This window comes from Mesorhizobium sp. WSM4823 (genome assembly GCF_055811195.1).
The window spans coordinates 790,128-813,048 of the sequence record NZ_JBVVQL010000001.1; the positions used below are offsets into that span (position 1 = coordinate 790,128).

The window sequence follows — 22,921 nt, forward strand, 5'->3', positions numbered from 1 at the left end:
AATGCTGACCTGCCGCGGAGAGAGAATGAACAAGTCTGCCGAATTCGATGCATGGAGCGTTGGTCAGAACTATGACTACTATATGGGCCGCTGGAGCAGGCGGATCGCCGATCAATTCGTAGATTGGCTGGGCCCGTCGCGGGACGCCGCCTGGCTTGATGTCGGCTGCGGCACGGGCGCCTTGACGGCGGCGATCCTTGGCGGATGTTCGCCACGATCAATCTTGTCGACCGACCCGTCGGAAGGGTTTCTGGCGCACGCCCGCTCGGCAATCCACGACGAGCGCGTCCGCTTCGAGATCGCAAGCGCGCAAGCCCTTCCGGCCAGCGATGCCAGTTTCGACATCGTCGCTTCGGCGCTAGTCTTGAATTTCGTCCCCGACAGGCAGGCGGCATTGGCTGAGTTGCGCAGGGTTTTGAAGCCGGGTGGGTTGCTGGCCTTCTATGTCTGGGACTATCCCGGCGGCGGGATGGGTTTCATCGATGCCTTCTGGAAAGCGGCTGCAATCGACCGCGACGCCGCTGCGCTGGACGAAAGCAAGCGGTTTCCGTTCTGCACCCGGGATGGGCTTGCCGAAATCTGTCATGCGGCGGGTTTGATGTCACCGGTCATCGAATCGCTCGAAATCGAAACGGTATTCCCCGATTTCGAGGCGTTCTGGCTGCCGTTCACGCTCGGCGCGGGGCCGGCACCCGGCTATTGCAGCAGTCTGCCGCAGGAGAAGCGAGCCGCACTGAAGGCACATCTGGCACATACGCTTGGAACAGATCAGCCTATTCGTCTGGTTGCGCGAGCCTGGGCCGTCAAGGCACGCTGGCCAGAGCACTGAAGCTCGCTCCAACGCCCGTCCTGTCCGCCGTTCACGCCGCGTGACTGATTTGAACTCGCTGGCCGTCTGCGCTTGATGCGGCGTTTTGCCTGTGCGATAGGCACTCCACAAAGCAGAAGATCTTGCGGAGAGCGCTCACATGGCGGGTGGACAAGGCATTATGGCCGGCAAGCGCGGGCTTGTCCTGGGCGTCGCGAACAATCGGTCGATCGCCTATGGCATAGCCAAGGCCTGCGTCGACCACGGCGCCGAGATCGCGCTGACCTATCAGGGCGAGGCGTTCAAGAAGCGCGTCGAGCCGCTGGCGGCGGAACTCAACGCCCATGTTGCCGGCCATTGCGACGTGACCGATCCGGCAACCCTCGATGCGGTTTTCGACGACATCGCCAAGCATTGGGGCAAGCTCGATTTCCTCGTCCACGCCATCGCCTTTTCCGACAAGGACGAACTGACAGGCCGCTATGTCGAGACGACGCGCGACAATTTTCTGCGCACCATGGACATTTCGGTGTTTTCCTTCACCACCATCGCCAAGCGCGCCGAGGCGCTGATGACCGGTGGCGGCTCTCTGCTGACGCTGACTTACTACGGTGCGGAAAAAGTGATGCCGCACTACAACGTCATGGGTGTCGCCAAGGCGGCGCTCGAAGCCAGCGTGCGCTACCTGGCCGTCGACCTCGGCGCCAAGAAAATTCGCGTCAACGCCATCTCCGCCGGCCCGATCAAGACGCTGGCTGCTTCCGGCATCGGCGATTTCCGCTACATATTGAAGTGGAACGAGTACAATTCACCGCTGAAGCAGACCGTGACGCAAGAGGAGGTCGGCGATTCGGCCGTCTATTTCCTGTCCAACCTTTCACGCGGCGTTACCGGTGAGGTCCACCATGTCGATTCCGGCTACCATGTCGTCGGCATGAAGGCGGTCGACGCGCCTGATATCTCGACCGTCAAGGAATAGCTTCCTCGACAAGCACCTCGCCTGCTCCCGTTATCCGAAAGACCTGATGTATCCGCTCGTCTACATCGCGCGCCATGGCCAGACGGAGTGGAACGCCGAGTCCCGGCTGCAAGGACAGGCCGACACCGATCTCAACGCGCTCGGCCGCGATCAGGCCTCCCGCAACGGCCATCGGCTGGCCGAAATCGTTCATAACCCCGAAGAGTTCGACTTTGTCGCCAGCCCGATGCGGCGAACGCGTGAGACCATGGAACGCGTTCGCATGGCGATGGGCCTCGATCCGCAAGCTTATCGTACCGAGCCGTTGCTCGTCGAGTTGAGCTTTGGCGACTGGCAGGGTTTCACCTTTGCCGAACTCGAGGCGAGGGATCCCGGTTCGACCAGGCAACGCCGCCTCGATAAATGGAATTTCCAGCCGCCCGGCGAAAGTGCCGAAAGCTACCAGACGCTGCTCGAGCGGGTGAAGCCGTGGTTCGACGCGCTCGATCGCAACACCGTCTGCGTGACCCATGGTGGTGTCGTGCGCGCGCTGTTCCGCCTGGTGCTAGGGATGTCCACGCAAGAGGCGGTTAGGCTGGACGTGCCGCAGGATCGCCTGCTCCGGCTGGAGGGCCGGCGCCTGGAGTGGCTTTGAGGGTCGAAATCCAATCGCTCTGAGCGATTAGCCCCCTCTCAGACATTGATGGCGTGAATAGCCGCTTCGCCCCTCAAATCAGGCATTCCTGCCCCCCGGGATTGAAATGACCGCCAGCGGACTCGTGCCCCGAATTGTGGTCGCAAGAGCCGGCCTCGTGATATGAAAAGCTACCCACTGGCCGGAAGGTAGGCCGGTGATTTCAAGCTCGATTAGCAAGCCGCCCGGCGTTGCCGTCAACTGAGCTGTTCCACTGTCCTTGCCCGCCACACCGGTGAAGCCGACGGTCACGGTTTCCGCGTCTTGCGCGATTGCCACCGTTGCCATTGCCGCGAGAACGACCGCGAATAAAACAGTCTTCATCTTTCTAGCCCTAACTGTTTGATGTGCTCGCCGGTCGTGAGCGTCGGGGCCGTATCGGCTCCTCCCAATGCGCTAGCCGCTCGTTTCCTTTGGAGAAGGCACAACCAACTTAGCCTCGAGTTGAGCCAGCGCCGACTGAAGTTTGTCGCGCAGACGCGCAGCCCTGGCGGGGTCGAGCCCGGCGGTATCGAGCGTCAACGACATGCCCTCGTCCATTTCTGTTATGACAGTGTCGTCGCGCAACTGTTCCCGGACACCCCGCACCGTATAAGGCACGATCGGTCTGCTGATCCCCTTCATGCTGATCTGCTCACCTGCCGACGCTTCGACCATGTCCCGCACGTTGGAATATGTTTCGTAGCTGAGCATTATTCCGCCGGCAGGTGCAATGCTCTGCAGCCGAGCGGCGAGGTTAGCTTCGGCGCCGATGATGGTGTAATCCATACGATCGTCACTGCCGAAGTTGCCGACATTGCAGTAGCCGGTGTTTATTCCCATCCGCACACGAAAGGGGTGCTCGATACCCTGCTGCCGCCATTTGACTTGCAAGTGCTCCAAACGCTTTTGCATGGCCAAGGCCATACGCAGACATGCACGTGCGTCTTCGCGCGGGCCAAGCGTCTGCGGGTCGCCGAAAAACGCGAGAATGGCATCGCCGATGAACTTGTCCACGGTGGCGCCATGAGAAATTGCGATATGCGACATCTCTGTTAGATACTCGTTGAGATGGGCCGTCAGTTCCTCAGGTTGCATACGCTCGGTCGTGGCAGTGAAATCCACGATGTCGGAGAAGAAGATGGTTAGTTTCTTTCGCTCTGCAGTCACCTTCACGTCGCGCTCGCCGCTGAACACACTTTTGTAGATCTCAGGCGAGAGATATTTTGCGATTTTAAGCGACACCGTTGCCAAGAAGTTGTTGGCCACCTTCAGTTCGCCGTTGACCAGGGCGAGTTCGCGCGACTGCCGCCACTGCATTACGATGAATGCAACTCCTGTGGCTATGGCGGCCGCAAAATATGCGAAGAGATAGTGGAAGCCGATTGACCCTTGAGATAGGGGCTGCGAGACAGACACAGCTTGAATCCCTCTGACATCACCGACGTTCCAATCCTTCTTTGGGCTGTCCGGATGCGAGTTGTGGCATGCTACGCAGGCGGCGGTCATGCGGATCGGCGAAGCCAGCCGAACGGTCGGACTCCAGCCACCTTCCGTCGCCTCAAGCGTTTGAACATTCGGGTCGGCACGAAATGATGCCAATGCCTTTAATTGAAAGTCATCGAGATTGTGTGGAGGCCGCCCGGCGAAAGGATAGTCGGAAACAAATTCGTACCGGACAGTGTTGTCACGCGAACTCGTGAGACGCCCGATTTCCAGCGAGAACGTCGCTGGAATTGGTATCGCGCCAGCAACGTCGCGGTAGTTATCGGTCGCGGTGATTTTCGTATGCGCGTCCGCTTGGACGATTCGCCCAACCACGTCATTGGCGTAGAACGTGCGAATGTCAGTTATGATCTTGCTGATGTCGTTCGCTTGACGTTCGGATAGTTGATGCGTGAAGTCACGCAGGTCGAGGAGGACAGCAGCTGGAAGCGTCACTAGGAGCAGGATCACCGCGATCGCAGCCGGCCAGATGCGACGCTCCCGAATGTTGTTATTTTCCTCTGAAGCCGGTTGCGCGCTTGTCACAGCAATGACCCTTGGTTAGCTGAGTTGCCGCGCAAGATTGCATGAAATTAGTTCCGATACTGTGTCGCTAAAGCACGCGCTGGAATTCGCGCACGTTACAAGGTGTCTGAGTGCATCCTATGCGCCCGCGAAAGCGGCAGCTTTGCGCCTCACGTCGGCCGTTGGATCAATCTTGCTATCGCCCGATAGCAGACTTAGCCAGCGCGAACCGCGGACATCGCAGTTGCCCCTATTGCAGAAATTCCTCGCCCGCTCAGAAGCACCTTCCTTATCGACCGAACCAAGCGCGCCCTCAAGCAGTGATCTAGAGCAAAAACGAGGTCCGTTGGAATTTGCCATTGTTCGGGCTATGATTGTGCGGATTCTTCCCTTGGAAAAACGCTGAGAAGGCAGGTTGCGACGGTGCTTTCCAATCATTTGAGGCGTGGCTTCCTGTTCGCGTTCATGGCCGCGTTCAGCCTGCTTTGGCTCGCTGAGGCCCACGCCGAGAGACGCGCGGCCGTTGTCGTCGGTAACGGTGACTACGCCTTCGCTCCCCTTGCAAATCCCCGCAACGACGCCAAGCTTATTGCCAATACCTTGACCGAGCTCGGCTTCAATGTGCTGCTTTTCTACGACATCAAAAAGGCTGCCACCAAGGATTTGAAGGACGCAATTGCAGCGCATCTCGTGGGTGCAGACATGGCGATATTCTACTATGCCGGCCACGCACTGCAGTTCGATCGTCAGAACCTGCTGCTGCCGGTCGACACCGCCACGTCCTCCGCAAAGAAGATCGTCGCCGATGCAATGCGGTTCAACGATCTCATCGATATCGTCAAGGACGACCCGGTTGGGGTGAAGCTCTTCATCCTCGATGCCTGCCGAAGTAACCCTGCCGCGAAGGACAAGGGACTGGACGAGGGACTGGCCTACACAGAATCGGGAAGCGGCCAGGTGCTTATTGCCTTCGCGACAAGTGCGGGAGAAGTCGCCTATGATGGCACAGGCATAAACAGCCCATATTCCTCCGCCCTCGCCAACGCTTTGCAAACGCCGGACCTCGATATCTACGACACGTTCAGGACGGTGCGAGGCGACGTCCGCCAGGCGACAGGTGGGTTTCAGATACCCTGGATCACCGGTTCGATTGAAACGAAATTTGTGTTCAAGCACGGTGTCGCAGCGATCGGCGGGGGGCAGGCGCCGGCTGAGACAAGCGGCGGCCTGACCATCGACGCGGTATTGTGGGCCTTCATCAAGGATAGCCCCAACCCGGACGATTTTAGCCGTTTCGCAAAAGTCTTTCCGCAGAGCCGCTTTGCCGCAGAGGCAACGGTGAAGAGCAAGGTACAGCTGGCGTCGCTTTCCCAGCGCGGCGCCTTCGTCAGCGGCCCTCTGAGATCCGCTTCAATCGAGGACGAGATCTTGGTCGTCGGTGAGAGCCAGGCGGCTAGCGCCGAGTTTGTTTTCCAACAGGCAGGAGAACGCGCCGTCAGTGAAACGTTTCGCGTATGGCCATCGGTTTTGCCCGACACTCAAAAGGGCATGAAGGCGCTCGTGACGAATTGTGACCTCTATGCGGCAGATCCCAACGACCCACAGCGTTCTGTCCCAGGCGTCACCAATGGGCTGGTCAACGTTCGCGATGCGCTCAGGGCATGCGGCTTCGACCTTGCAGCTGACATCAACAACCCGCGCCTGCAGTTTCAATTCGGGCGTGTTCTGGAAATTGCCAGGCGCTACGATTGGGCTGAACATTACTATGAGCTTGCCGGCAAGCAGCAGTACAGTGCTGCGCTCATAAACATGGGCTATATGGCACGTGTCGGAATGGGGCGCGAGATCGACTACGGCCGCGCGTTCGACTTTTACGTTCGGGCCGCTGCGCTTGGCAATCTCAGGGCCAGGACCGACATCGGCTCAGCCTATATTGCCGGCCAGGGCGTGCCAAAGCTGCCGGAGGAAGGCGTTCTTTGGTATCGCTTGGCCGCATCAAGCGGCTGGGCAAATGCGATCACCGCGCTCGGCGACGCATACCGCCTCGGCACCGGCGTCAAGCAAGACTTCGTCCAGGCAGCGTCGTTGTATGCAGCAGCAGCCGACACCGGCCAGATCGATGCGATGGCGAATCTGGGACAGTCCTATGTCGCGGGGGAAGGCGTGAAAAAGGACGTGCCACGAGGACTCGACCTGTTGCAGCGCGCAACCGAAATGGGCAACAGGTACGCGCCCTATTTTATGGCCCAGCTATATCTGAAGGGCGACCGCAAGCTGGCTGCCGATCCTCGCCGCGCCCTGACCCTCCTTGAGCTTTCCGCAAACAGGGGAAATGAGTACGCCTATGTCCGTCTCGCATGGGGGCATCGCGACGGTTTATTCACCGGGGGCAAGCCCAACCTGCAACGAGCTTATTTCAACGCCTCGCTCGCCGCGAGGCTGCGGGCCGATCAAGGGGAACAGGCAAAGGCAGAAATTGCCGACAAAATAAACCGCGCAACTCGAGAAAAAATAGACGCAGAAGTTGAACTATTCATCAAACAGAACGGACCGTAACATCTGAGCAATATTACACGAGATTCGAAATTCTCGCGTCACTACCGATTGTCAGAAGCCAAAAACCCAACATTTATGACGGCTCCCGGCGAAAAAGTCGGTTGATCAATATTGAGAACTGCGGCGCTCCGGCGCTGATTGGTCGCGTCGAGGCGCATTCGCCTTGGTGACCTTAGCGCACCGTCCGTCCGAGACGAAGACGCAGATAATGGGCCTCCCTGCAATCGTCCCGCAGCCGTTTAGCATGACTGAAGTGGAAACCAGAGCGGCAGCCGAAGCCAACCGTGACAGTAGCGATCTTGCCATCTGCGTCACTCCTCAAGACTTGGCCGAAGTAGAACGGCCACTGCCCAGCATCAGGAAGTTCCAACTGCACGCCAGAACAAGAAATACGCGAACTGCCCTACAGTCAAGGCCACGCGGGCGAATGCGCCGGCCTTGCAAATTGACGAAGCCGTCGACGGAGTTTGGCGAAGGGCATGTAACTGGAGTGTGCCGCCATTGCGAGGGCTTTTCGCCCCGTTCCATATGCTGCTAGACTGGTTCGAGACAGCGAACACCAGACAGGCGCGCGCATAGCTTGAACGTTTGACACGCATAAATCGTCATTGCTGGGCTAAGCATCCCTAAAGTGAGCGCCAATCAATGAGAAAACTCACAGAATTTTTCCTTCGAAGAAGTAAGCAAAAAACGGAAGTTGAAAACCCAGGTAATATTTATATATACAAATCTAAAGAAAAAATTTCGACTATTATTATAACGATTTTTGATGTAAATCCAGATCTTCTCGAAGAAATCATCGTTACCACCAAGCGCAGGCTTCCGGGAAAGAACGATAGGCTCGTTTATCTGACCAACAATCCGGACTTCACGATGTTCCGCCGTCATGGCGTAATTTTCGAGTATCTGCCCCCTCTGATAGAACAGCGGCTGCACGCAACCGACATGCCCTGGCAGGCTTATTTGCGGGGACGCTGGGGGCTCATTCTTGCAAAATGGCGCCCCCGCCGTGTCCTGGCTTACGGCACGACAATCGACACTTTCCTGGAAGCGGCGCCAGCGACAACTGTCCGCAAAGCGCCGGATACTCCCAAGTCATGAAGCTGAACATTCTGTTCATCGCCGATGTCCGCTTCGAAGGCGGCACGTCCACGGCGCTTGCGGTGGAAATCCAAGCGGCCGCCCGCGCAGGTCTCAAGACCGGCTTGCTGGCAGTGAAGGGACCATTGCTGGATCATCCCTACCCGATGCATCCCGACTTGCGGGCGCTGCTCGATGGCGGCGCTACAGAACGGATCGACCCGGAAACGAAGGTCGAGGCCGATCTTGTCCTACTCCACCACCCGACGATAATGTCCAACTGCGTCACCAGGCGGATCAGCATCCGGGCCAAACACCTGGTCATGGTTCTCCATCATCCTATGGTCGACCGGCTAGGCAAGCTGCAGTATGACCTAGCGCGCATCATCAACAATTGTCGTTGGACGTTTGGCGTCAATGTTTTGCTCGCCCCCGTCAGCGCCATCGTTCGCGATGCTTTACCCCGTCGTTTGCCTACGGGCGCCGAACTGTTGTCGGAAGATTGGACCAATCTGATCGATCTCGACGACTGGCCTCGCAGGGCAGACGGCCCACCGCATAATCCAGTGGTCATTGGCCGCCATGCCCGTCCGGACAAATTGAAATGGCCAAGCAGCGTCGCCGATGCGCTGCGCATCTACCCTGCAGATCAATCACGCTACACCATTAGGATCCTGGGCGGCGATTCCTTCCTCGAAGAACTTTATGGCCAGCTGCCGGCCAACTGGGAAATACTACCCTTTGCATGGACCGGCATCCCCGAGTTTCTCCAAGGGCTCGATTTCTATGTCTACTATCATAGCGATTCCTGGTCGGAGGCTTTTGGCCGCACCATCCTCGAAGCGCTCGCGGTAGGGCTCGTCACGATTCTCCCCATACACTTCCAGCCATTATTCGGTGACGCAGCAGTCTATGCGGCGCCGAGTGATGTTGAGCGGGTCATCGACAAATTCATCAAGGACGTAGAGGCCTACGCTCAGCAATCGGCCTTGGCCAAGGATTTCGTTTCTCGGCACCATTCAGCCGACCTCTTCCAGCAACGCCTTGAGAGGTTGTTCGGCATTGCCAGACCACGAGATTCGGCAGCCGAGCGAGCGTCGATGATCCAGCCATTGCCGACACGTCACGTGCTGTTTGCATCCACCAACGGTATCGGAATGGGGCATCTTGCACAGCAGATGGCTGTCGCTCAGCGGTTGCCGGAGGGGCTGAAGCCCGTCTTTGCGACGATGTCCTACGCCATGAGAATTGCAGCCAATGAGGGTTATCACGCCCACTTCCTAACCTATCACCGCGGCATCGATGCCGCGCCCGAGGACTGGAACGACGTGCTTGCCGAGGAATTATTCGACCTGATCAGCCATCTGCGCCCCGCTGTATTTGCCTATGACGCGACAGCCGTGTTCGACGGTGTCGCCGCAGCGCTTGCCATGGACCCCAACCTTTTTTCGATCTGGGTGCGCAGGCCGATGTGGAGGGAATCCCACCGAGGGTTCCTGGAGATGGCGAACGCTTTTGACGCCGTGATAGAGCCAGGAGAGTTGGCGGATGAGTTCGATCACGGCCCGACCAAGGAGATGCGCGACAAGGTCTTTTTGGTCCCGCCGGTCCTGCATCTGGAACCCAACGAGCGCCTGGAGCGCACTGCTGCGCGCCTATTCCTCGACCTGCCGGAAGGCGTGACCGTCGTTGCCCTGCAACTCGGCTCAGGCAGCAATTTCGACATGCGCGGCGTCCGCAACGGCGTTCTTAAAGCTCTGCTCGACCGTCCGGATACGCTGGTGCTAGATATCCGCTCGCCGATCCGCGCCGATCTCGCACCCGACGAGCCGGTCGGTCCGAGGCATCGGATCGTCGAGCTGTTCCCGAGTTTCCGCTATAGTCGCGCATTCGACGCCGCGGTCGTCGCGCCTGGCTACAACACTTTCCATGAGAATATCCTTGGCGCAGTCCCGACTTTGTTTGTGCCCAACGAGGCCGACGAGATGGACCTGCAGCTCAACCGCGCACGCTGGGCCGAGCTCGGCGGTTTTGGCCTACTGATGCGGCGCGACCATGGCCTCCCACATGTTGATAGCTTCGTTGAGCGGCTGCTCGACCCTACCGAGCGCGACAGCATGGCAGCGCGCTGCAGTTCTATCATATGGACCAACGGCGCCGACCAGATCGCGGACTTCATCGAAGACCACGCCAGGATTCTCCGAACCGACTGGGACATCACCAAAGGTGCCTGACGTCGCGGCTGAGCAAATATTCTGTTAGTGTCGTCCAACGGTGTCGTCGTCGGCCGTCTGACCCGCCAAATTGCCGTCGCCGAACGGCTTGCGGCCGCTTTCGGTCCAAGGCTGCAGTCCAGCTTTGCGCCGCCTATCGGACATTGAGACCAGCGTAGCTGTGCGCTCAAAACGGACCTCGCGAGCCAGAATCGTCAGCTGGATGGACCAGCAAGCGCGCCGAGCAGCAGACGCGCTCGGCCGAAGAGCCTAGCACCTGGTCGGTGGTCGGTCCCAAGCCAATTTTCTGCCTGCCGCGCTCCACGTCATTGCAAGACGTTCAAATTTGAGCTTCCGCACTCATGCTTTGTCGAGAGTATCTCCGTAAGTTTTAGCCGTTCTGACGGCGAAATAGGAGAACGCAATGACTCGCAATCACGTTGAACGTCTTGGAGAGTTCAGGGAAATCCTGGTCACAACTCGACGCGAAGGTGTCCGTAACGTCCACCATACTCGCGACGCAATGCGGGCAAGTGGTTTTCAGATCGGGGACAGCGACGGCTCCAGCTACGGAGCCGAGTTGAAGGCGCTCCAAGAGGAAATTGAGGCAGTCGATCGCGCCATCGAAGACGAGAAGCGGTTGGCCTTGGCCCTTGAGGGCGCTGCTCAACCCCGCCGAACGACTAAACCGAGAATCGTGAAGAGAGCATAGAGTCAGGTTACGGCCTGCCCCGTCGCGTCGATCGCCTGCGACATCGTATCGGGCTCGTCGCCGCCGTGGTGCAGCGCCTTGACAGCGGACGTTCCGTTTTCGGCAAATTTCGGTCGTTCGAGGACCAGTATTCCCGTGGCAACCTATGTCGCTGTGTGCTCGTTTCCACCCGCCGGCTTCGGGATGGCCCGCTGGGACTCTATTCGGTTTAATCGCCATCCGGCAATTGCATGTCGGTGATGATGTTCTCGCCGTTTGTCTCGTCATAGGCGATCACGATATCCATGCCGGGTTTCAGCGCTTCGAGATCGGTTTCGGCATTCAGCTTGTAGGATTTGCCGTCGTCGAGTGTCAGCGTCAGCGTTTCCTTGTCGACCGCCTTGATCAGTCCCTCGGTTTGACCGGCGAAGGCGGCGGTGGAAATCAGCAATGTGGCGGCAACGGCGCCGATCAGGATACGCATCATCGTCCTCTTATCATTGCGCCGGCACGGTGGCGGCGGGTGTTCAACGGGCAGATGGAGCTGACCAGAAACCAACCGAATGTGTCAAAACTAAATCCGCCGGATCACAGTTTGACCACTGCGGAAAACGCCAATAGAACGCAGACTACAGCGCCGCGCGTCCTGACGCGCAAAGGACGCTGTAGCACTTTTGATTTGCGCAGGATCCTTTCCGAAAGTCGCTCCGATTTTCAGGGTCATGCGCTAAGCCGGCTCGATGCCGGCAGGGCAGGTTTCCATGTCTCACAACACGTTTGGCCATCTTTTCCGCGTCACCACCTGGGGCGAGAGCCATGGCGCAGCGCTCGGCTGCGTGGTCGACGGCTGTCCACCCGGCATCCGCTTTACGCGGGAGGAGATTCAGGCCGAGCTCGACAAGCGCCGTCCCGGTCAATCGCGTTTTGTCACGCAGCGCCGCGAACCCGACGAGGTCAAGGTCCTGTCCGGCTTCATCCTGGATGAGGACGGCGAGACCATGATCACCACCGGCACGCCGGTGTCGATGATGATCGAGAATGTCGACCAGCGCTCCAAGGACTATGGCGAGATCGCCCGCCAGTATCGGCCGGGTCATGCCGATTATACCTACGACACTAAATACGGCCTGCGCGATCATCGCGGTGGCGGCCGCTCTTCGGCCCGCGAGACGGCGGCGCGGGTGGCGGCCGGCGCCTTGGCCCGCAAGGTCGTGCCCGGCATGACCGTGCGCGGCGCCTTGGTGTCGATGGGGGAAAAACGAATAGACCGCGCCAACTGGAACTGGAATTTCGTCGGCGATGCCGAAAACCCGTTCTTCACGCCCGATCCGGCCTCAGTCGCCGTGTTCGCCGCGTATCTCGACGGCATCCGCAAGGCGGGTTCGTCGGTCGGTGCGGTCATCGAGATCGTTGCCGACGGCGTTCCGGCAGGCCTCGGAGCGCCTATCTACGCCAAGCTCGACCAGGATATCGCCTCGGGCCTGATGTCGATCAACGCCGTCAAGGGTGTCGAGATCGGCAACGGCTTCGAGGCCGCCCGCATCACCGGCGAAGGGAATGCCGACGAGATGCGCATGGGCAATGACGGCAAGCCGGTCTTCCTGTCCAACAATGCCGGCGGTATCCTCGGCGGCATCTCGACCGGCCAGGCGATCGTCGCCCGCTTTGCCGTCAAGCCAACCTCGTCGATCCTGACCCCGCGGAAGTCGATCGACAAGGACGGCAACGACGTCGAGATCATGACCAAGGGCCGGCACGATCCGTGTGTCGGCATCCGCGCCGTGCCGATCGGCGAGGCGATGGTTGCCTGCGCGATCGCCGATCACTATTTGCGTCATCGGGGACAGACGGGAAGGCAGTAGGGCCCGTTGTCGCTGAGCCCCCAGTCATTTTTTCCTTTCCCCTACTCTCTTACTGCCCTATTCCCCTACTCCCTGCGAGTGAAACGAGCGCCCATGCCTTACGACCAGAAGAAAATCGTCGAAGCTCTGCGCGCCTTCGAACGCGGCGAGATTGTCGTCGTCATGGACGATGATGGACGCGAGAACGAAGGCGATTTGATCGTCGCGGCCGTCCATTGCACGCCGGAGAAGATGGCCTTCATCGTCCGCAACACCTCCGGCATCGTCTGCGCGCCGATGCCGCGCGAGGAAGCCAAGCGGCTCAACCTGCAGCCGATGGTCGCCGACAATGATTCGGCCCACACCACCGCCTTCACCGTCAGCGTCGATTTCAAGCACGGCACCACAACGGGCATTTCGGCCGACGACCGCACGCTGACCGTGCGCAACCTCGCCAACGGCAATGTCGGCGCTTCCGACTTCGTCCGCCCCGGCCACATCTTTCCGCTGATTGCTAGGGAAGGCGGCGTGCTGATGCGTTCGGGCCACACCGAGGCTGCGGTCGACCTCTGCAAGCTCGCCGGCCTGCCGCCGATCGGCGTCATTTCCGAGCTGGTCAACGACGACGGTACCGTCATGCGCGGACCGCAGGTGCAGGCCTTCGCCGAAAAGAACGGGTTGAAGCAGATTTCGGTCGCCGACCTCATCGCTTACCGCCAGCGCAAGGAAACGCTGGTCGAGCGCGTTGCCTGTTCCGAAATCGACACGCCCGGCGGCAAGGCGCAGGTCTTTACCTACACGCTGCCCTGGGACTCGATGCACCATGTGGCGATCGTCTTCGGCGACATTCGCGACGGCGAGGAGGTGCCGGTGCGCCTACATTCCGAGGACGTGGTGACCGACGTCTTCGGCACCAGCCACAGGCTGGACGGCATCATGAAATCGATGGGGGAGCGCAAGCGCGGCGTCATCGTTTATCTGCGCGAGGGCTCGGTCGGCGTCGCCCATCAGGAGCGCAACCGGCCGGCTGCCGGCGACCGCGAGGACCATGAAGAGGCGCGTCGCCGCGAAAACGAATGGCGCGAGATCGGTCTCGGCGCGCAAATCTTGAAGGATCTGGGCATTTTCTCGATCAACCTGATCGCCTCGCGCGAACGCCATTATGTCGGGTTGGAAGGTTTTGGCATCCATATCGCCAACACCGAGATTCTCTAGGCAGGCCCAGCGACGCTGGCATTCGTCCGGTCCCGTCGGGACCGGACGTACAGCCGGACATTATTCAGCAGGAACCGCGGCTGCCTCGCATGCGGAGGTGTCGCAATCCGGTGTGGCAAGGCTGCGCTGGCCGGCGAGCACGATGACCAGCGCGATTGCGCCCGCCGCCACCGACACCAGAAACCCGCTCTGCGCGCCGAAGGCGTCCACCACCCAGCCGGCGGCGAAAGAGCCGAGTGCCATGCCGATGCCGATGCCGGTCATCACCCAGGTGACGCCCTCGGTCAGCATCGCCTCCGGCACGCGCCGCTCGATCAGGCCGAATGCCGTGATGAAGGTCGGCGAGATCGCCACGCCGCTGATGAAGACGGCCAGCGCCAGAAGAGGCACCGTGTCGGCGATGAGCAGCGGCAGCGCGGTGAGCGCAATAATTGCGACCGCGATGGCGAGCTGAATTTGCAGCGGCGTTTTCAGGTTCAGGGCACCGATGACAATACCGACCACGAACGATCCGAGCGCGTAGACGCCGATGACGAGACTGGCGGCGCCCGGCTGGCCGAGCTCCTTGGTGATCGCCACGGTGCTCACCTCCGTGGTTGCGAAGGTCGCGCCGATAAAGATCAGGGCCAAGGTGATGATTTGGACCGGCCGCAGGCGGATTGCCGAGCCACCCGAACCAAGTTCCACCGGTCGCACACGCGGCTCGGTCGAGCGCTGCAGGATAAAGGCGGTCGAGCCGAAAGCGAGGAACAACGTGCTCGCCAACATTCCCGCTTCCGGGAAAAGGGCGACGCTCAGGCCCACCGACAGCGAAGCCCCGGAGATGTAGACCAGCTCGTCGGCCGCCGACTCGAAAGCGAACGCGGTGTTCATCTCGGGGCGATCCCGGAAGAGCTCTGTCCAGCGCGCGCGCACCATTGCCGGGATGCTGGGCATCGTGGCGGCCAGCAGCGCTGATGCGAACAGTGTCCATATCGGCCAGTCCTGATTGGCCGCCGCAATCAGCACTACAAAAGCGAGCACGGATATGACGGTGGTGGGCACAACGATCCGAGCCTGGCCGAGGCGGTCCACTAGCCGCGATATCTGCGGCGCGGCAAAAGCATTGGCCAGCGCATATGTCGCGGAGACGGCGCCGGCCAGCCAGTACTCGCCATGTGTCTGCGACAGCATCGCGACGATCCCGATCGGAGCCATGGCCATCGGCATCCGGGCAACGAAGCCGGCAGCGGCGAAGCCTTTGGCTCCCCTTGCCTTGAAGATTTCGCGATAGGGATTGGGCATGTGAATACTCCTGGATTTTTGAGGCCGGGCCACTTATATACGTGGCGTATGCAAATCAGATAATGGCATACGATGCGTATGTCAATTAATATACGAGGCGTATGAGAAAGAAGGGGCAATGGCGCACAAACCACGCAAAGAGATGATCGCCGAGACCCGCGCCAAGCTGGTCGCTGCGGCGCGCCATGCCTTTGGCACTGTCGGCTATGCCGAGGCCTCGATGGACGACTTCACCGCATCGGCCGGGCTGACGCGCGGCGCGCTTTATCACCACTTCGGCGACAAGAAGGGCCTTCTCCAGGCCGTTATCGCCGAGATCGACGCGGAAATGTTGGCCCGGCTGAAAATCGTTTCGGCCAGGGCGGACACTCTCTGGCAGGGTTTTGTCGACGAATGCACCGCCTATATCAAGATGGCGCTGGAACCGGAGATCCAGCGTATTGTGCTTCGCGATGGGCCGGCGGTGCTAGGCGATCCTTCACAATGGCCGAGCCAGAATGAATGCATCCGCTCGATGAGCGAGAACCTTCAAAAGCTAAGGGACGAGGGAACCATCGTTGCCGTCGATCCCGAAGCCGCAGCAAGGCTGGTCAGCGGCGCCTCGCTGCATGCGGCGCAGTGGATCGCAAATTCGGAGGATCCCGAAGCGACGTCGAAAAAGGCGGTAAAGGCATTCAACGTGCTTTTGGAGGGGCTGCTCAAGCAAGGCCGCAGGCCTGGTCGTCCGCAAGTACTGGCTGAGATTGGAGAAGAGGGCCATCCCTGAAGGGGGAGGTCGGGGCACTATAGGACGGCTCGCGCTGGACCTAACCAGCACCAGGCATCTAAACCCTGTTGAACGTCTGCCTTTGATGGCGTCAAAACATGGTCAAAGCCGCCCGGCGCGCCTATATCGGGGCATGGTCACAAGGCTTTACACCCATCCGATCTTTCTCGAGCATATAACACCGCCCGGTCATCCGGAGCGGCCGGACCGCCTGCGCGCCATCGAACGCGTGCTCGACGACGAGGCCTTTGCCGCGCTCGATCGTGCCGAGGCGCCGGAAGGCGACGAGGCGACCGTTCTCTACGCGCACCCGCAGGAATTCGTCGATCGGGTCCGCGCAGCGATACCGGATACCGGTATCGCTCGCGTCGACGCCGACACCACCGCCAGCCCGAAAAGCTGGCAGGCTGCGATTACGGCAATAGGTGCCGCCAACGCGGCCGTCGATGACGTTTATCGGGGGCGCGCCGATAATGTTTTTGTCGCTGCGCGGCCGCCCGGCCACCACGCCGAAAAGACCACGGCCATGGGCTTCTGCCTGTTCAACACCGCGGCGATCGCGGCGCGCTACGCGCAAAGGCAGCACCATGCCGAGCGTGTCGCAATCGTCGACTGGGACGTGCACCACGGCAATGGCACGCAGGACATTTTCTGGGACGATCCGTCGGTGCTCTATTGCTCGACGCACCAGATGCCGCTTTACCCAGGGACCGGGGCCGTGAGCGAAACCGGGGCCGGCAACATCGTCAACGCGCCGCTGGCGCCGCAGACCGGCAGCGAAGTTTTCCGCGATGCTTTCCTGTCGCGTATCTTGCCGGCGCTCGACAATTTCGCGCCTGACCTCATCATAATTTCCGCCGGCTTCGACGCGCATCACCGCGATCCGCTGGCCGAGATCAACCTCACCGAGGACGATTTCGACTGGGCGACCGGCCAGTTGATGCAGCGAGCCGGTCGCCACAGCGACAACCGGCTCGTCAGCCTGCTTGAGGGCGGCTACGATCTGCAGGGATTGGCATTTTCGGTCGCCGCCCATGTCGGGCGACTGATGAAAGGATAGACGATGGATGGTGAGACCAACGAAGACGTCAAGGCGATGAGCTTCGAGCAGGCGCTCGACGCACTGGAGAAAATCGTCGATGATCTGGAGCGCGGCGACGTGCCGCTCGACCAGTCGATCCGCATCTATGAGCGCGGCGAGGCACTGAAGGTGCATTGCGATCGGCTGCTCAAGGCGGCCGAGGACAAGGTCGAGAAGATCAGGCTTTCGCGCGACGGCAAGCCGGTCGGGACAGAGCCGCTGGACGCGGAGTAAGCATGATCCCACCCGAAGTTGCGTTAGCGAACCGATTTTCGGACAAGATCATGCTCAAAGCGAGGATAAAAGCGAGACACGGAGGTCCGGAAAGCAATGTGCAGAAACATCAAGACCCTGTTCAATTTTGATCCGCCGGCAACCAATGACGAGGTCCGCGATGCCGCACTTCAGTTCGTCCGCAAGCTGAGCGGAACGACGCGGCCGTCGAAACAGAACCAGCATGCGTTCGACCACGCTGTCGAGGCCATTGCCGCATCGGCACGCGAATTGCTCGACAGCCTCGAGACGACGCAGCATCCGCGCAATCGTGAAGAGGTGGCGGCCAAGGCGAAAGCCCGGTCCGCTCTCCGCTTCGCCTGAGGGAGGCTGCATGAGTTTCTTCCCTGGAAATGATCCACAGGCTGGCGATGCCTTCGCCAGCGACCAGATCGAACTGATGGTCATTCCGAACGCCAAGGACATTGGCGGCTTCCAGGTTCGCCGCGCTTTGCCGACTGCTAGGCGCCGGCTGGTCGGTCCCTTCATCTTCTTCGATCGTATGGGGCCGGCCATTTTGCGGGCCGGCCAGGCGCTCGATGTCCGTCCGCATCCGCATATCGGCCTGTCGACGGTGACTTACCTGTTCGACGGCAAGATCCGGCACCGCGATTCGCTAGGCACCGAAATGGTAATCCAGCCAGGCGACGTGAATTTGATGACCGCCGGCCGCGGTATCGTCCATTCCGAGCGTACGCCGGAAGAGCTGCGCGGCGCGCCTATGTCGGTTTCAGGCCTGCAGACATGGCTGGCGCTGCCCGACGACAAGGAGGAGGTCGCCCCGATTTTCGAGAATACGGCGGCCATCCGTCTGCCCGAGATCGATGCCGACGGCATCAGCGGGCGCGTCGTCCTCGGCGCATTTTCCGGGCTGCGGTCTCCGGTTGCGACCGCATCGGACACGCTCTACGCTGACCTCCGCCTGGCACCAGGTGCCAGCGTGAAAATCCCTGCCGATGCCGAAGAGCGCGCCATCTATACGTTGGAAGGCGAGGTTTCGATTACCGGCGACCGCTTTCCGGCGGAGCGGCTGCTGGTGTTCCGGCCCGGCGACGAGATCGTCGTGTCGTCGGAGGGCGGCGCGCATTTCATGCTGTTCGGCGGCGCCTCGCTCGGCTCCAAGCGCTACATCTGGTGGAATTTCGTGTCGTCGTCGAAGGAACGCATCGAACAGGCCAAAGAAGAGTGGAAGACAGGCCGCTTCGACATCGTTCCTGGGGATGAAGAAGAGTTCATTCCGCTGCCGGACAATTAGAATGTTACGCGTCTTTTTGGATGCGCTGAGGGCGCTCTAGCACTTTGGATCTACACCGCGTCATTGACACGCATTTACATTCGCCGGCCAGCGGCCTATTTCGCAGATGAATAAAAAGCAGGCCCCACCGCCAGTGAACGCAAAGCTCCATACGCCGCTTCTCGACAAGGTCCGCATCCCGGCCGACCTCAGGACGCTTGACGAGGGTGATCTGCCGCAGTTGGCATCGGAGCTTCGCACCGAATTGATCGATGCGGTGTCCCACACCGGCGGACATCTCGGCGCTGGCCTTGGCGTGGTCGAACTGACGGTCGCGTTGCACTATGTCTTCAACACGCCCGACGACCGGCTGATCTGGGATGTCGGTCACCAGGCCTATCCGCACAAGATCCTGACCGGCCGCCGCGACCGTATCCGTACGTTGCGACAAGAGGGCGGCCTGTCCGGTTTCACCCAGCGCGCCGAGAGCGAATACGATCCGTTCGGCGCCGCCCACTCCTCGACCTCCATTTCCGCTGGCCTCGGCATGGCAATGGCACGCGATCTCTCCGGTGGCCGCAACAATGTCATTGCCGTCATCGGCGACGGCGCCATGTCGGCCGGCATGGCCTACGAGGCGATGAACAATGCCGGCGCGCTCGATGCCCGGCTGATCGTCATCCTCAACGACAACGACATGTCGATTGCTCCGCCGACCGGCGCGATGAGCGCCTATCTGGCCCGCCTTGCGTCGGGCAAGGCCTATCTGGGCTTGCGCGATTTCGGCAAGAAGCTGACTTCCTATCTGGGCGAACGCGCCGATCGCGCCATCAAACGGGCGGTCGAACATGCGCGCGGCTACGTCACCGGCGGCACATTGTTCGAGGAAATGGGTTTCTACCACATCGGCCCGATTGACGGTCACAATCTCGAGCACCTCATCCCGGTGCTGAAGAACGTTCGCGATAATGCCGACGGCCCGGTGCTGATCCACGTCGTAACCCAGAAGGGAAAAGGCTACGGACCGGCCGAGGCGGCCGCCGACAAATATCACGGTGTCAACAAGTTCGACGTCATCACCGGCGCGCAGGCCAAGGCGCCGGCCAACGCACCGAGCTACACGAAGGTCTTTGCGGAAAGCCTGATTCAGGAAGGCCGGGAAGATGATCGCATCGTCGCCGTCACCGCCGCCATGCCGCAAGGCACCGGCCTCGACCTTTTTGGCGAGGCGTTCCCGGCGAGAACCTTCGACGTCGGCATCGCCGAGCAGCACGCGGTGACCTTTGCCGCCGGCCTTGCCACGGAAGGCTTCAAGCCTTTTGCCGCAATCTATTCGACTTTCCTGCAGCGCGCCTACGATCAGGTCGTCCATGACGTGGCGATCCAGAGACTGCCGGTGCGCTTTCCGATCGATCGCGCCGGCTTCGTCGGCGCCGACGGGGCGACCCATTGCGGCGCCTTCGATACGACCTTTCTGGCGACGCTGCCTGGTTTTGTCGTCATGGCCGCGGCAGACGAGGCGGAACTGCGCCACATGGTGCGCACGGCGGCAAGCTATGATGATGGGCCGATTGCTTTTCGCTATCCGCGCGGCAACGGCGTCGGTGTCGACATGCCGGAGCGTGGCTCGGTGCTTGAAATCGGCAAGGGCCGTATCGTCAGGGAGGGTACCAAGGTTGCGCTGCTCTCCTTCGGCACGCGGTTGCAGGATTGCCTGTCTGCGGCCGAGGAGCTCGGTGCGGCAGGGCTTTCCACCACGGTCGCCGATGCTCGTTTCGCCAAGCCGCTCGACGAGGATCTGATCCGGCGCCTGGCGCGCTCGCACGAAGTGCTGGTAACAGTGGAAGAAGGCGCGGTCGGTGGCTTCGCCAGCCACGTGCTGCAGTTCCTGGCGCATGAAGGGCTGTTGGAAAACGGCCTGAAAGTACGCCCACTCGTGTTGCCCGACACCTTCGTCGATCACGCCAAGCCCGAGAAGATGTATGCCGATGCCGGGCTGGACGCTGCCGGCATCGTGCGCACGGTCTTCTTGGCGCTGGGACACACCGCCAGCGCGCAAAGCGCCTGATCTGGCGGCCTGATCGCTGCATTCCGAAGTTGTTCGTTGTCCTCCCTTGCCTTCGTGACCGGCTTTCGCCATGAAAGCCGATGAACTCCCCTTTGCCAGCCAGCATACGCCAGCGGCTCGACGAACTGCTCGTCGCGCGCGGCCTGTTCCCAAGCCGCTCTCGTGCCCGTGACGCGATCGAGCGCGGCACGGTGATGGTCGATGGCGTCATCGCCCGCAAGCCCGGCCAGACCGTCTTGGCGGATTGCCTCATCGTCATCGATGATCCGGCGCAGGGTTACGTGTCGCGCGCGGCGCTGAAGCTGATCGCCGGGCTCGACCATTTCGGTCTCTATCCCGCCGGCAGCGAAGCGCTCGACGTCGGCGCCTCGACCGGCGGCTTCACTCAGGTCTTGCTCGAGCGCGGCTCGGCCCATGTCACGGCGATCGATGTCGGCCATGGCCAGATCCATCCGGACATCGCTGGTGACCCGCGCGTGACGCTGATCGAGGGCCTGAATGCCCGTGATCTCTCGGTAGCCGATCTTGCGGATCGCATTCCGGATTTCATCGTCTGTGATGTCAGCTTCATCTCGCTGAAACTGGCGCTGCCGCCTGCACTCGCCATTGCCAGGAGCGGCGCCAGAGCAATATTTCTGGTCAAGCCGCAATTCGAGGCGGGCCGTGAGGCGATCGGCAAGGGCGGCTTGCTGAAAGACCCCTACGATGCCGCTCGGGTTGCCGGTCTGCTGCAGGACTGGCTTGACGGCGTCCCCGGCTGGCGCTCGCTGGGCCTGCTTCTGTCGCCGATCGAAGGCGGCGACGGCAATCGCGAATTCCTGCTCGCCGGGATCAAGGACGCCGAGATGAAGAACGGCGGGATCGGCGGCCGATGAACGCGCGTTTCACGATCACAAGACTGGGCTCCCAGGGCGACGGCGTTGCCGACACTGAAACCGGCGAACTTTTCATTCCGTTCACGCTGCCCGGTGAAACCGTCACCGCAGCGCGCGAAAAGGATCGCGCCACGCTGATGTCGGTAGTGGAAGCGTCGCCGCTTCGCATCGACCCCGCCTGCCGGCATTTCACCGAATGCGGCGGCTGCGCCATCCAGCATATCGAGGCCGAAGCTTATAACAGGTGGAAGCGCGACAAGGTTGCGCATGCGCTCGGCAGCAAGGGCATCGCCTGCGACATTGACGCGCTGGTGCCATGCGCGCCGCAGACGCGCCGGCGCGTCGTGTTCACCGCCCGGCGGAGCGAGGCCGGCATGCGGCTCGGCTTTGTTCGTGCGCTATCATCCGAAATCATTTCCATCGAGGAATGCCCGATCTCGCTGCCCGAGATCGTCGCAAGCCTCGACCGTCTGAAAGCACTCGCCGAATTGGTTTGCGCAACGACGAAATCGTTCCGCATGACGGTCACGGTGACCGGTTCTGGCCTCGATGTCGCAGTTCATGATTCCGGCAAGCTTGGCGAGAACCAGCGGCGCGTCGCCTCCAACTTTGTCATCGCTCAGGGGCTGGCCAGGCTTTCGATCGACGGCGAGATCATCATCGAGCCCAGAAAGCCGGTTGTCACGTTCGGCGGCGTCGCTGTCGCGGTGCCGCCGGGCGCCTTCCTGCAGGCCACCGAGGCCGCCGAGCAGGCGATGGCGGACATCGTCGGCCGGCACCTCGCGCGCGCCAAAAAGGTCGCCGATCTCTTCGCCGGCTGCGGCAGCTTTGCGCTACGCCTCGCCGCGAAGTCGGAAGTCCACGCGGTGGAGGGTGACGCGCCGGCCCTTGCAGCTCTCGACCGCGCCTTTCGTTTCGCCAGCGGTCTGAAGCGGGTGACCAGCGAACGCCGCGACCTGTTCCGGCGGCCGCTGATCTTCAAGGAGCTGAATGCCTTCGACGGCCTCGTCTTCGATCCACCCCGCGCTGGCGCCGAGGACCAGTCGAAGCAGATCGCCCGTTCCGATGTGCCGCTCGTCGCCGCGGTTTCCTGCAATCCGGTGACGCTGGCGCGCGACCTTCGCATCCTCATCGACGGCGGCTATGCGCTCAAAAGCGTGACGCCGATCGACCAGTTCCTGTGGTCGCCGCATGTCGAGGCCGTCGCGCTTTTGGAGAAGCCGAGGCGAAGGCATTAACGCGCGTCGCGTTGACGGCTTGCGAGACACGCTAAAATTCTTGTTTTTGCATGTTGT

The 22,921-nt window shown here is 60.9% G+C and carries 21 protein-coding genes; 17 read left to right on the forward strand and 4 right to left on the reverse strand.

The features are described from left to right. The first annotated feature begins 25 nt into the window (after window positions 1–25). From AC0L26_RS03805 to AC0L26_RS03815, 3 genes are all read left to right on the forward strand, one after another. Window positions 26–829, forward strand: a complete 804-nt coding sequence (locus AC0L26_RS03805) for a class I SAM-dependent methyltransferase (RefSeq protein ID WP_473631317.1) — start codon at window positions 26–28, stop codon at window positions 827–829. 139 nt (window positions 830–968) lie between these two features. Then, window positions 969–1,787 carry an enoyl-ACP reductase FabI gene (gene fabI / locus AC0L26_RS03810; RefSeq protein WP_473631318.1) on the forward strand — a complete coding sequence of 273 codons (819 nt, stop codon included), beginning with the start codon at window positions 969–971 and terminating at the stop codon, window positions 1,785–1,787. Window positions 1,788–1,833: 46 nt separating this feature from the next. Next, complete coding sequence (locus AC0L26_RS03815) at window positions 1,834–2,421, forward strand: histidine phosphatase family protein (RefSeq protein WP_473631319.1); 588 nt, start codon at window positions 1,834–1,836, stop codon at window positions 2,419–2,421. A gap of 78 nt (window positions 2,422–2,499) precedes the next feature. Here the strand turns inward: AC0L26_RS03815 and AC0L26_RS03820 are convergent, their stop codons facing one another. Next, on the reverse strand, window positions 2,500–2,784 hold the full coding sequence (locus tag AC0L26_RS03820; RefSeq protein ID WP_473631320.1) for a hypothetical protein: 285 nt from the start codon (window positions 2,782–2,784) through the stop codon (window positions 2,500–2,502). Between the two features lie 72 nt (window positions 2,785–2,856). Next, window positions 2,857–4,470: an adenylate/guanylate cyclase domain-containing protein gene (locus tag AC0L26_RS03825; RefSeq protein WP_473631321.1), complete on the reverse strand. Its 1,614-nt coding sequence runs from the start codon at window positions 4,468–4,470 to the stop codon at window positions 2,857–2,859. A gap of 402 nt (window positions 4,471–4,872) precedes the next feature. Between AC0L26_RS03825 and AC0L26_RS03830 the strand changes: the two genes are divergently transcribed. The 4 genes from AC0L26_RS03830 (at window position 4,873) to AC0L26_RS03845 (ending at window position 11,010) form a co-directional block, all read left to right on the forward strand. After that, on the forward strand, window positions 4,873–7,005 hold the full coding sequence (locus AC0L26_RS03830; protein WP_473631322.1) for a caspase family protein: 2,133 nt from the start codon (window positions 4,873–4,875) through the stop codon (window positions 7,003–7,005). A 645-nt stretch (window positions 7,006–7,650) separates the two neighbouring features. Continuing rightward, complete coding sequence (locus AC0L26_RS03835) at window positions 7,651–8,106, forward strand: hypothetical protein (protein ID WP_473631323.1); 456 nt, start codon at window positions 7,651–7,653, stop codon at window positions 8,104–8,106. Further along, window positions 8,103–10,319 (forward strand): glycosyltransferase family protein, encoded by a 2,217-nt coding sequence (locus AC0L26_RS03840; protein WP_473631324.1) that lies wholly within the window; start codon window positions 8,103–8,105, stop codon window positions 10,317–10,319. The genes AC0L26_RS03835 and AC0L26_RS03840 overlap by 4 nt, the downstream gene beginning before the upstream one ends. 403 nt (window positions 10,320–10,722) lie before the next feature. Continuing rightward, window positions 10,723–11,010 carry a hypothetical protein gene (locus AC0L26_RS03845; RefSeq protein ID WP_352938689.1) on the forward strand — a complete coding sequence of 96 codons (288 nt, stop codon included), beginning with the start codon at window positions 10,723–10,725 and terminating at the stop codon, window positions 11,008–11,010. Window positions 11,011–11,218: 208 nt separating this feature from the next. Here the strand turns inward: AC0L26_RS03845 and AC0L26_RS03850 are convergent, their stop codons facing one another. Continuing rightward, window positions 11,219–11,473 (reverse strand): DUF1344 domain-containing protein, encoded by a 255-nt coding sequence (locus AC0L26_RS03850; protein ID WP_352987594.1) that lies wholly within the window; start codon window positions 11,471–11,473, stop codon window positions 11,219–11,221. 277 nt (window positions 11,474–11,750) lie between these two features. On the opposite strand from AC0L26_RS03850, the gene aroC reads away from it, so the two are divergent. Beyond that, window positions 11,751–12,851, forward strand: a complete 1,101-nt coding sequence (gene aroC / locus AC0L26_RS03855) for a chorismate synthase (protein ID WP_473631325.1) — start codon at window positions 11,751–11,753, stop codon at window positions 12,849–12,851. 93 nt (window positions 12,852–12,944) lie between these two features. Next, window positions 12,945–14,045: a 3,4-dihydroxy-2-butanone-4-phosphate synthase gene (gene ribB / locus AC0L26_RS03860; protein WP_473631326.1), complete on the forward strand. Its 1,101-nt coding sequence runs from the start codon at window positions 12,945–12,947 to the stop codon at window positions 14,043–14,045. 60 nt (window positions 14,046–14,105) lie between these two features. Here the strand turns inward: ribB and AC0L26_RS03865 are convergent, their stop codons facing one another. After that, entirely contained in the window at window positions 14,106–15,329 is a 1,224-nt protein-coding gene (locus AC0L26_RS03865; RefSeq protein WP_473631327.1) for an MFS transporter, read from the reverse strand. A gap of 118 nt (window positions 15,330–15,447) precedes the next feature. Between AC0L26_RS03865 and AC0L26_RS03870 the strand changes: the two genes are divergently transcribed. From AC0L26_RS03870 to AC0L26_RS03905, 8 genes are all read left to right on the forward strand, one after another. Beyond that, entirely contained in the window at window positions 15,448–16,095 is a 648-nt protein-coding gene (locus tag AC0L26_RS03870) for a TetR/AcrR family transcriptional regulator (protein ID WP_473631328.1), read from the forward strand. A 133-nt stretch (window positions 16,096–16,228) separates the two neighbouring features. Next, a complete protein-coding gene (locus AC0L26_RS03875) occupies window positions 16,229–17,155 on the forward strand; it encodes a histone deacetylase family protein (RefSeq protein WP_473631329.1) in 927 nt (308 codons plus the stop codon). A gap of 3 nt (window positions 17,156–17,158) precedes the next feature. Further along, window positions 17,159–17,410: an exodeoxyribonuclease VII small subunit gene (locus AC0L26_RS03880; protein ID WP_352938671.1), complete on the forward strand. Its 252-nt coding sequence runs from the start codon at window positions 17,159–17,161 to the stop codon at window positions 17,408–17,410. Between the two features lie 96 nt (window positions 17,411–17,506). After that, the gene (locus AC0L26_RS03885; RefSeq protein ID WP_126039692.1) at window positions 17,507–17,773 is read left to right on the forward strand and encodes a DUF2277 domain-containing protein; all 267 of its coding nucleotides are present in this window, start codon (window positions 17,507–17,509) and stop codon (window positions 17,771–17,773) included. 10 nt (window positions 17,774–17,783) lie between these two features. Continuing rightward, entirely contained in the window at window positions 17,784–18,704 is a 921-nt protein-coding gene (locus tag AC0L26_RS03890; RefSeq protein WP_473631330.1) for a pirin family protein, read from the forward strand. A gap of 106 nt (window positions 18,705–18,810) precedes the next feature. Further along, window positions 18,811–20,751, forward strand: a complete 1,941-nt coding sequence (gene dxs, locus AC0L26_RS03895; protein ID WP_473631331.1) for a 1-deoxy-D-xylulose-5-phosphate synthase — start codon at window positions 18,811–18,813, stop codon at window positions 20,749–20,751. Between the two features lie 80 nt (window positions 20,752–20,831). Further along, window positions 20,832–21,626: a TlyA family RNA methyltransferase gene (locus tag AC0L26_RS03900; RefSeq protein ID WP_473631332.1), complete on the forward strand. Its 795-nt coding sequence runs from the start codon at window positions 20,832–20,834 to the stop codon at window positions 21,624–21,626. Next, complete coding sequence (locus AC0L26_RS03905; RefSeq protein WP_473631333.1) at window positions 21,623–22,864, forward strand: class I SAM-dependent RNA methyltransferase; 1,242 nt, start codon at window positions 21,623–21,625, stop codon at window positions 22,862–22,864. The genes AC0L26_RS03900 and AC0L26_RS03905 overlap by 4 nt, the downstream gene beginning before the upstream one ends. The last annotated feature ends 57 nt before the right edge of the window (window positions 22,865–22,921 follow it).